Here is a 9,200-nt window from a genome sequence, read left to right as displayed (position 1 = left end):
TGCCACCCGGCGTCTATCCTGACATGACCGAACACGGCTGGGACCGCGACGACTGGCCCGCGATCTGGCAAAAGGTGCTGGCCGCCGACATTCTGATCATCGGTACGCCTTTGTGGCTGGGCGAGGAAAGCAGCACCTGCCGCGTGCTGATCGAGCGGCTCTATGCGATGTCGGGCGAGCTCAACGACAAGGGCCAGTCGGTCTTCTACGGCAAGGTCGGCGGTACCGTGGTGACGGGCAACGAGGACGGTATCAAACATGTCGCCATGACCACCGGTTTCGCGATGAACCATCTTGGCTACACGATCCCGCCGCAGGCCGATTGTGGCTGGATTGGCGAGGCCGGGCCGGGGCCGTCTTACGGCGATGAGGTGGACGGCAAGCGCGCGGGTTTCGATAACGAGTTCACGCAGCGCAACACCACGATCATGACATGGAACGCCTTGCATCTGGCACGGATGCTGAAACACGCGGGCGGCTACCCGCGTGAGGGCAACGACCGCAACGCCTGGGACGCGGGCGCGCGGTTCGATTTCGAAAATCCGGAGTACCGAAGCTGATATGAAGAACGAAGGCGACTGGCCCATCTGGCAGGGCAACATGGCGGCGCAATGCCTCGCCCAGCCCGATGATGCACTGGCGATCATCGATCTGACCGCTACAGAACGGCGCGACGTGAGCTACGGCGCGCTGCACGAGATGGTCGACGGTCTGACCCGCGCGCTGAAAACGCAGGTCGCGCCCGGTGACCGCGTCGGCGTGCTGCTCAGCCAGTCGCCTTGGTGTGCGGCGGCGCATCTGGCGATCTGGAAGATCGGCGCGATCTCGGTGCCGCTGTTCAAACTGTTCAAACGGGACGCGCTGGCCAGCCGCGTGGGCGACGCAGGCTGCGAGATCGTGCTGACCGATGCGGAAGGCGCGGAACTGCTCGGCGATTTGGCCACCCCGTGGATCGCGGCGGAGGCGGGCGTGGCGGGCGAGGCGGTGGACTTCGCCGAGGTCGGCCCCGAAGACCCCGCCGTGCTAATCTACACCTCCGGGACCACCGGCACGCCGAAAGGCGCGTTGCACGGGCACCGGGTGCTCTCGGGCCATCTGCCGGGCGTGTCGGTCAGTCATGACCATCTGGGGCAGGCGGGCGATTGCCTCTGGACCCCGGCGGATTGGGCGTGGATCGGCGGGCTTTTCGACGTGGCGATGCCCGCGCTGGCGCTTGGCGTGCCGGTGGTGGCCACCCGGATGCCCAAGTTCACCGTCGAGGGCTGCGCCGAGGTGATCGCGAAAGGCGAGGTGCGCAATGTGTTCTTCCCACCGACTGCGCTGCGGATGCTTAAGGCCGCTGATGTATCCTTGCCCGGCCTGCGCTCGGTCGCCAGCGGCGGCGAGCCTTTGGGAGCGGAGATGCTGGCATGGGGTCGGGAAGCGTTTGGGCTCGAGATCAACGAGTTCTACGGCCAGACCGAATGTAACATGGTGGCTTCCAGCTGCGGCGTGGATTTCCCCGCCCAGCCCGGCTGCATCGGCAAGCCGGTGCCCGGCTTCGAGATCGCCGTGCTCGATGCGGACGGAGAGCCCACCGATGCGGAAGGCGACGTGGCGGTGCGCAAAGGCGCGCCGTCGTTGATGCTGCGCTACTGGAACCGGCCCGAGGAGACGGCGGCCAAGTTCCACGGCGACTGGCTGCTCACTGGCGACCGCGGCATCTGGGAGGGCGACTACCTGCGCTTCGTGGGACGCGAGGATGACGTGATCACCTCCGCCGGCTACCGCATCGGCCCGGCAGAGATCGAGGATTGCCTGCTTACGCATTCTGCCGTGGCGACCTGCGGCGTGGTTGGCAAGCCCGACGCGCTCCGCACCGAGATCGTGAAGGCCTATGTGGTGCTGAAACCGGATGCGGAGGTCGAAGCAAAGGAACTGCAGGACTGGGTGAAGGAAAGGCTCGCCAGCTATTCCTACCCGCGCGAGATCGCTTTCGTGCAGGACCTGCCCATGACCGTCACCGGCAAGGTGATCCGCAAGGAATTGAAGCGTCTGGCGGCGCGAGAGAATGAGGACGTAACATGAAACTGACATCCCAAGCCCTGCCATCCTCGGATGCCTACAAGGCCAACGAGATGGCGCATCTGAAAGCCCTGAGCGAGGTTCGAGAGGCCGCCGAAGCTGCCGCTTTGGGCGGTGGCGAGAAGTCCCGCGCGCGGCATGAAAGCCGTGGCAAGATGCTGCCGCGTGAGCGGGTGGCGAACCTTCTCGACCCCGGCAGCCCGTTTCTGGAGATCGGAGCGACGGCGGCGCATGGGCTTTATGACGGTGCCGCGCCCTGTGCAGGCGTTATCGCGGGCATTGGCCGGGTGCAGGGCCACGAGGTCATGGTGGTCTGCAACGACGCCACCGTGAAGGGCGGCACCTATTACCCGATGACGGTGAAAAAACACCTCCGCGCGCAGGAGATCGCCGAGGCGAACCATCTGCCCTGCATCTATCTGGTGGACTCGGGCGGCGCGAACCTGCCCAACCAGGACGAGGTTTTCCCCGACCGCGACCATTTCGGCGCGATCTTCTACAATCAGGCGCGGATGAGCGCCAAGGGCATCGCTCAGATCGCCGTGGTCATGGGCTCCTGCACCGCCGGCGGCGCTTACGTGCCCGCGATGTCGGACGTGACGATCATCGTGAAGGAACAGGGCACGATCTTCCTCGCCGGCCCGCCGCTGGTGAAGGCCGCGACGGGCGAGGTGGTCAGCGCCGAAGACCTCGGCGGCGGTGACGTGCACACGCGTCTTTCGGGCGTGGCGGATTACCTGGCCGAGGACGACGCCCATGCGCTGGCACTGGCGCGCCGCGCTGTGGGGCAGCTTAACAAGAGCAAGCCCAAGACGGTGGACTGGGCCAGCCCCGAAGAGCCAGCCTATGACCCCGCCGAAATGCTGGGCGTCGTGCCCGCCGACCTGCGCACGCCCTATGACATCCGCGAGGTGATCATGCGGCTGGTCGACGGCAGCCGCTTTGACGAGTTCAAGTCCCGCTTTGGCGAAACGCTGGTCTGCGGCTTTGCCCATGTGAAGGGCTGCCCCATCGGCATCATCGCCAACAACGGGGTGCTGTTTTCCGAAGCCGCCCAGAAGGGCGCGCATTTTGTGGAGCTTTGCAGCCAGCGCAACATCCCGCTGGTCTTCTTGCAGAACATCACCGGCTTCATGGTCGGCCGCAGATACGAGAACGAGGGCATCGCGCGCCACGGCGCCAAGATGGTGACGGCGGTGGCCACCACCAATGTGCCCAAGATCACCATGCTGGTGGGCGGCTCGTTTGGGGCGGGCAACTACGGCATGTCGGGGCGCGCCTATAGGCCGCGGTTCCTCTGGACATGGCCCAACAGCCGCATTTCCGTCATGGGCGGCGCGCAGGCGGCGGGCGTTCTGGCCACCGTCAAGCGCGACGCGATGGAACGCGCGGGCGAGACATGGACCGAGGAGGAAGAGACCGCCTTCAAACAGCCGACGATTGATATGTTCGAGGAACAAAGCCACCCGCTTTATGCCTCGGCACGGCTGTGGGACGACGGGATCATCGATCCGCGCAAAAGCCGCGACGTGCTCTACCTGAGCCTCTCGGCCAGCCTGAACGCGCCGATCGAGCCGACGAAATTTGGATTGTTCCGGATGTGATCGCCGCGCGGCTCCGGGGGACCCCCCCCCCCGGAACGCGCGCCATATTTGGAGCCAGAAAGAGATGAAAAGGGTAGGGCATGTTTGACACGATCCTGATTGCGAACCGGGGTGAGATCGCCTGCCGGGTGATGGAAACGGCGCAGGCCATGGGGGTGCGCTGCGTGGCGGTGTATTCGGACGCGGATGCGGGCGCGAAACATGTCGCCATGGCAGATGCCGCGGTGCATATCGGCGGCTCGGCACCGGCGGAGAGTTATCTGAAGGGCGATGTGATCATCCAAGCGGCGCGCGATACCGGCGCGCAGGCGATCCATCCGGGCTACGGGTTTCTCAGCGAGAACCCCGATTTCGTGGAGGCGGTCGAGGCCGCGGGGCTGACCTTCATCGGGCCCTCGGCCCAGGCGATCCGGGCCATGGGGCTCAAGGACGCCGCCAAGGCGTTGATGGTCGAGGCGGGCGTGCCAGTCGTGCCGGGCTATCACGGGGCGGATCAGGACGATGCGCTGCTGGCGCGCGAGGCCGAGAAGATCGGCTATCCGGTGCTGATCAAGGCGGTCGCCGGGGGCGGCGGCAAGGGGATGCGTCTGGTCGAGGAGGCCGGGGGCTTTCAGGCGGCACTGGAGTCTGCGCGCTCCGAGGCCAAGACCGCCTTCGGCAACCCGGGCGTTCTGGTCGAGAAATTCGTCACCAAGCCGCGCCACATCGAGGTGCAGGTTTTTGGCGACGGCACCCATGCGGTGCATCTGTTCGAACGCGACTGCTCGCTCCAGCGCCGCCACCAGAAGGTGATCGAGGAGGCGCCCGCGCCGGGCATGACGGAAGAGATGCGCGACGCCATGGGCCAAGCGGCGGTGCGCGCGGCCGAGGCCATTGGCTATGCCGGGGCGGGGACGGTGGAATTCATCGTCGACGGCTCGGGCGGGCTTTCGACCGACGGGTTCTTCTTTATGGAGATGAACACGCGTCTTCAGGTGGAGCATCCGGTGACCGAACTGGTGACCGGGGTCGATCTGGTGGAATGGCAATTGCGGGTCGCGGCGGGCGAAGCGCTGCCGAAGCGGCAGGATGAACTCACGATAGACGGCCATGCCTTTGAGGCGCGGCTCTATGCCGAGGACGTGCCGAAGGGTTTCCTGCCCGCCACCGGGACGCTCACGCATCTGTCCTTCACCCCCCAGACCCGCGCCGACAGCGGCGTGCGGGCGGGCGACACGATCAGCCCCTTCTACGATCCGATGATCGCCAAGGTCATCGTGCATGGGTCGACGCGCGACGTGGCGCTGTCGCGGATGCGCGCGGCGCTGAAGGGATGTGAAGTCGGCGGCACGGTCACCAACCTCGCCTTCCTCGGCGCGCTGGCCGAGCACGAGGGGTTCGCCAAGGGCGAGGTGGATACCGGCCTGATCGCGCGCGACATCGAGGCGCTGACCGCGCAGCCCGAGGTGCCGGGGCGGCATGTCGCGCTGGCCGGGATGGCAGCACTTGGGCTGGACCAGCCGCAGGCGGAGGCCGGGTTCAACCTTTGGCGGCCCCTGCGGCATCAGGTGATGCTAGGCCGCGAGGGCGAGGAGCATCTGCTTAAAGTGCGGGTGCTCTCAGAAGACGTGCAGCTTTGGACCGTGGGCGATCACGAGGTGCGCGCCGAGCGCATCGCGGGGCGCTGGAAGATCGACGGCCATATAGCGCCTGCGGTCTCGGTCGCCGGCGACGTGGTCACGGTGTTTGATGCCTATGGCATCGCCTTTGACGTGATCGACCCGCTGGCCCGCGCCGCCGCCGCCCATGGTGACGGCAATATCGTCGAAGCGCCGATGCCGGGGCTCGTCCGCGCGATCGACGCCGAGGTCGGCCAGAGCGTTGCCAAGGGCGACCGTCTGGCGGTGCTGGAGGCGATGAAGATGGAACATTCGCTGCTCGCCGCGCGCGACGGCGTGGTGGCCGAGGTGTTGGCAGAGGCCGGCGATCAGGTCGAGGCCGGCGCGGCGCTGGTGCGTCTGGAAGCCGAGGAGGGCGCATGATCACGCTGCACCACTGCCCGCAGACCCGCTCGATGCGCACGCTCTGGCTGCTGCATGAGCTGGACGACGTGGAGTTTCAGGTCAAGATGCATGCCTTCGACCGCAGCCTACGCGACCCGGAATACCTCGTGCTCTCGCCCGCGGGCCGGGTCCCGGCGCTGGAGATCGACGGCGAGCGCATGTTTGAGACCGGGGCGATCACCCAGTACCTCTGCGAGCGCTACAGCCCCGACCGCATGGGCCGCTCGGTCGGCAGCCCGGACCGCATGGCTTGGCTGGTCTGGGTGCATTTCGCCGAGACCATCAGCCAGCACACGGCGGCACTCACCCAGCAGCACATCGCCCTGCGCGAGGATCACATGCGCAGCCCCATCGTGATGAAGCTCGAGGCGGCGCGGATCGGCAAGTGCTACGACGCGCTGGAGGCACGGCTCTCGACGCCGCTGGAGAACCGCGACTACCTGCTGACCTCCGGCTTTTCGGCTGCCGACATCTCGGTCGGGCAGGCGGTCTACATGGCGCGGCATTTCGTGAAATTGGATGACCACCCCTCGGTCGCGGCGTGGTATGAACGGATCACGGAGCGCGAGAGCTTCGCGCAGGCGCTGCCCGAGGGGGCGAAGCTCTACGAGAAGGATTTCTACGCGCCATGGCCGATTGAATGACCATGGCCCACACAGGGAAGGAAAACGGCCAATGAGCCTTGGACCATGTGAGATTTTCGAGGTCGGCCCACGGGACGGTCTGCAGAACGAGAAACGCGAGATCCCCGTTGCCGAGAAGGTCGCGCTGGTGGACAAGCTGAGCCAAGCGGGCTTTGCCCGCATCGAATGCGCCAGTTTCGTCAGCCCCAAGTGGGTGCCGCAGATGGCCGGTTCGGGCGAGGTGCTGGAGCAGATCTCCCGCGCGGAGGGCGTGCGCTATGCGGCGCTGACACCGAACATGCGCGGCTATGAAGATGCGCTGGCCGCGAAGGCCGACGAGATCGCCATTTTCGCCTCTGCCTCCGAAGGGTTCAGCCAGAAGAACATCAACGCCAGCATCGACGAGGCTTTCGAGCGTTTCGCCCCCATCCTTGAGCAGGCCCGGCACGTGGACATTCCCGTGCGCGGTTATGTCTCTTGCGTGGTGGAATGCCCCTATGACGGCAAGGTCGATCCCGGCGACGTAGCCCGCGTGGCCGACAAGCTCTTTGCGATGGGCTGCTACGAGATTTCCTTGGGCGACACCATCGGCGCGGGCACGCCCGACAGCATCGCGCGGATGCTGCTTTCGGTGCGCGACGTGGTGCCGGCGGGGCGGCTCGCGGGGCATTACCATGACACCCACGGGCGGGCGATGGCCAATATCGACGCCTCATTGTCGATGGGCCTGCGGGTCTTCGACGCAGCGGTCGGTGGCTTGGGCGGCTGCCCCTATGCGCCGGGGGCGGCGGGCAATGTCGCCACCGAGGCGGTGAACGAACATCTGACGGCGCTTGGCTACGACACCGGCGTCGATCAGGCGGTGGTGCTGGAGGCCGCCGAAATGGCACGGGCAATGCGAGGCTGACATGTACGAGACTTTGACGATCGAAACCGACGCGCGCGGGGTGGCGACGCTCACCCTCAACCGGCCGGAGAAACACAACGCCATGTCGGCGCAGATGCTGGCCGACCTGACCGCGGCGGCGGGCGAGCTGGCCGAGGATGACGCGGTGCGTGTCGTGGTGCTGACCGGGGCGGGCAAATCCTTCTGCGCCGGCGGCGATCTGGGCTGGATGCGCGACCAGCGCGACATGGATGCCGAGACACGCTCGGCGGAGGCGGGTAAGCTGGCGACGATGCTGGGCGCGCTCAACGCGCTGCCGAAGCCGGTGATTGGCAAGCTACAGGGCAATGCCTTCGGCGGCGGCGTCGGCATGGCCTCGGTCTGTGACGTGGCCGTGGGGGTCGATACGTTGAAGATGGGCTTCACCGAGACCCGTCTGGGCATCATCCCGGCCACCATCGGGCCCTATGTGCTGGCGCGGATGGGGGAGGGGCGCGCGCGGCGGGTCTTTATGTCCGCGCGTCTGTTCGATGCGGCGGAGGCTGTCGATCTGGGGCTGTTGGCCCGCGCCGTTCCGGCGGATGAGTTGGACGCGGCCGTCGAGGCCGAGGTCGTGCCTTACCTCTCCTGCGCGCCGGGGGCGGTGGCAGCGGCCAAGAAGCTGGCGCAAGACTTGGGTGGAATCGCCACGCCCGAGGCGGTGGAAATGTCCATTGATGCCCTCGCGGCGCGTTGGGAAACCGATGAGGCCGCCGAGGGAATCGGTGCCTTCTTTGACAAGCGCAAAGCCGCTTGGGTGGTCTAGCTCAAGGCTTTGGCGAAATGGCTCTATTGCGGGCCCGTGGGCGGCATTAACCGGGCTTGGCCCGTTGACCCTACCCACGGGCAGAGTTAAACCCGTTCCAAGTTTGTCTGCGCGGGCTTTTGGCCTTTGCCTCATGCCGCGCACCGCGAAAGGAGCATCCCCTTGGACGACATGCTGCGGGAATACCTGCCCATCCTCGTTTTTCTGGCCGTGGCGATTGGCCTTGGCCTTGTGCTGATCCTCGCCGCTGTGGTCGTGGCCGTGCGCAATCCTGACCCGGAGAAGGTCTCGGCCTATGAATGCGGGTTCAACGCATTCGACGATGCGCGGATGAAGTTTGACGTGCGTTTCTATCTGGTTTCGATCCTCTTCATCATCTTCGACCTCGAAATCGCCTTCCTCTTCCCATGGGCCGTGGCCTTCAAAGAGGTGAGCATGGTGGGCTTCTGGTCGATGATGGTGTTCTTGGGCGTGCTGACGGCGGGCTTCGCCTATGAATGGAAGAAGGGAGCGCTGGAATGGCAGTAAAAGATGACGCACTCGTCACCCCGGTGATGGGCGATGGGCACCAAAGCCCACGGGTGAAATCCGGTGCCTCCGCCCCAGCGGCCTACGGCCAATATGGCGCGGGGCCGGACCCTGAGTTCGCCACCCAGAGCCTGAATGCCGAGTTGCAGGACAAGGGGTTCCTGCTGACTTCGACCGAAGACATCATCAACTGGGCGCGGACGGGCAGCTTGCACTGGATGACCTTCGGTCTGGCCTGCTGCGCGGTCGAGATGATGCACAGTTCCATGCCGCGCTATGATCTTGAGCGTTTCGGGACCGCGCCGCGTGCCTCTCCGCGCCAGTCGGACCTGATGATCGTCGCGGGCACGCTGACCAACAAGATGGCCCCGGCGCTGCGCAAGGTCTATGACCAGATGCCAGAGCCGCGCTATGTGATCTCGATGGGGTCCTGCGCCAATGGCGGCGGTTACTATCACTACAGCTATTCGGTCGTGCGCGGCTGTGACCGCATCGTGCCGGTGGACGTCTATGTGCCCGGCTGCCCGCCGACGGCGGAAGCACTGCTTTATGGTATCCTCCAGTTGCAGCGTAAGATCCGCCGCACCGGGACGATCGTGCGCTAAGGCAACCGCCTGCGCCGCCAGCGGGGCAGGCAGAAGGACAAAG

General features: G+C 65.9%; 9 protein-coding genes. All 9 read left to right on the top strand.

Annotated features, from left to right (window positions below):
- Positions 1 to 560, top strand: a 560-nt coding sequence (locus tag FCK22_RS02090; protein ID WP_136720198.1) for an NAD(P)H-dependent oxidoreductase, incomplete at its 5' end; no start/stop codon positions are given.
- Position 561: 1 nt separating this feature from the next.
- The gene (locus FCK22_RS02085; RefSeq protein WP_067263395.1) at positions 562 to 2,067 is read left to right on the top strand and encodes an AMP-binding protein; all 1,506 of its coding nucleotides are present in this window, start codon (positions 562 to 564) and stop codon (positions 2,065 to 2,067) included.
- A complete protein-coding gene (locus FCK22_RS02080) occupies positions 2,064 to 3,668 on the top strand; it encodes a carboxyl transferase domain-containing protein (protein ID WP_067263397.1) in 1,605 nt (534 codons plus the stop codon). Before FCK22_RS02085 ends, FCK22_RS02080 begins: the two co-directional genes overlap by 4 nt.
- 80 nt (positions 3,669 to 3,748) lie before the next feature.
- Positions 3,749 to 5,689, top strand: coding sequence for an acetyl/propionyl/methylcrotonyl-CoA carboxylase subunit alpha (locus tag FCK22_RS02075; protein WP_067263400.1), 1,941 nt, complete (start codon positions 3,749 to 3,751; stop codon positions 5,687 to 5,689).
- The gene (locus FCK22_RS02070; protein ID WP_067263402.1) at positions 5,686 to 6,354 is read left to right on the top strand and encodes a glutathione S-transferase family protein; all 669 of its coding nucleotides are present in this window, start codon (positions 5,686 to 5,688) and stop codon (positions 6,352 to 6,354) included. The genes FCK22_RS02075 and FCK22_RS02070 overlap by 4 nt, the downstream gene beginning before the upstream one ends.
- Positions 6,355 to 6,385: 31 nt before the next feature.
- On the top strand, positions 6,386 to 7,240 hold the full coding sequence (locus tag FCK22_RS02065) for a hydroxymethylglutaryl-CoA lyase (RefSeq protein WP_067263404.1): 855 nt from the start codon (positions 6,386 to 6,388) through the stop codon (positions 7,238 to 7,240).
- Position 7,241: 1 nt separating this feature from the next.
- Positions 7,242 to 8,024 carry a crotonase/enoyl-CoA hydratase family protein gene (locus FCK22_RS02060; protein ID WP_067263407.1) on the top strand — a complete coding sequence of 261 codons (783 nt, stop codon included), beginning with the start codon at positions 7,242 to 7,244 and terminating at the stop codon, positions 8,022 to 8,024.
- A gap of 162 nt (positions 8,025 to 8,186) precedes the next feature.
- Positions 8,187 to 8,552, top strand: a complete 366-nt coding sequence (locus FCK22_RS02055) for an NADH-quinone oxidoreductase subunit A (protein WP_067263411.1) — start codon at positions 8,187 to 8,189, stop codon at positions 8,550 to 8,552.
- The gene (locus FCK22_RS02050) at positions 8,543 to 9,157 is read left to right on the top strand and encodes an NADH-quinone oxidoreductase subunit B (protein WP_231886322.1); all 615 of its coding nucleotides are present in this window, start codon (positions 8,543 to 8,545) and stop codon (positions 9,155 to 9,157) included. The genes FCK22_RS02055 and FCK22_RS02050 overlap by 10 nt, the downstream gene beginning before the upstream one ends.
- The last annotated feature ends 43 nt before the right edge of the window (positions 9,158 to 9,200 follow it).

Origin of the sequence: Sulfitobacter sp. 15WGC (assembly GCF_005068605.1) — a bacterium.
Classification (GTDB): domain Bacteria; phylum Pseudomonadota; class Alphaproteobacteria; order Rhodobacterales; family Rhodobacteraceae; genus Sulfitobacter; species Sulfitobacter faviae.
The sequence above is the reverse complement of the archived record's forward strand: the minus strand, read 5'-3'. Positions and strand labels throughout refer to the sequence as shown.

Excerpts from the sequence above, each read along its gene's own strand:
- FCK22_RS02085 (WP_067263395.1), top strand. The coding sequence starts at position 562 with ATGAAGAACGAAGGCGACTGGCCCATCTGGCAGGGCAACATGGCGGCG.
- FCK22_RS02065 (WP_067263404.1), top strand. The coding sequence starts at position 6,386 with ATGAGCCTTGGACCATGTGAGATTTTCGAGGTCGGCCCACGGGACGGT.
- FCK22_RS02070 (WP_067263402.1), top strand. The coding sequence starts at position 5,686 with ATGATCACGCTGCACCACTGCCCGCAGACCCGCTCGATGCGCACGCTC.
- FCK22_RS02050 (WP_231886322.1), top strand. The coding sequence starts at position 8,543 with ATGGCAGTAAAAGATGACGCACTCGTCACCCCGGTGATGGGCGATGGG.
- FCK22_RS02060 (WP_067263407.1), top strand. The coding sequence starts at position 7,242 with ATGTACGAGACTTTGACGATCGAAACCGACGCGCGCGGGGTGGCGACG.
- FCK22_RS02075 (WP_067263400.1), top strand. The coding sequence starts at position 3,749 with ATGTTTGACACGATCCTGATTGCGAACCGGGGTGAGATCGCCTGCCGG.
- FCK22_RS02080 (WP_067263397.1), top strand. The coding sequence starts at position 2,064 with ATGAAACTGACATCCCAAGCCCTGCCATCCTCGGATGCCTACAAGGCC.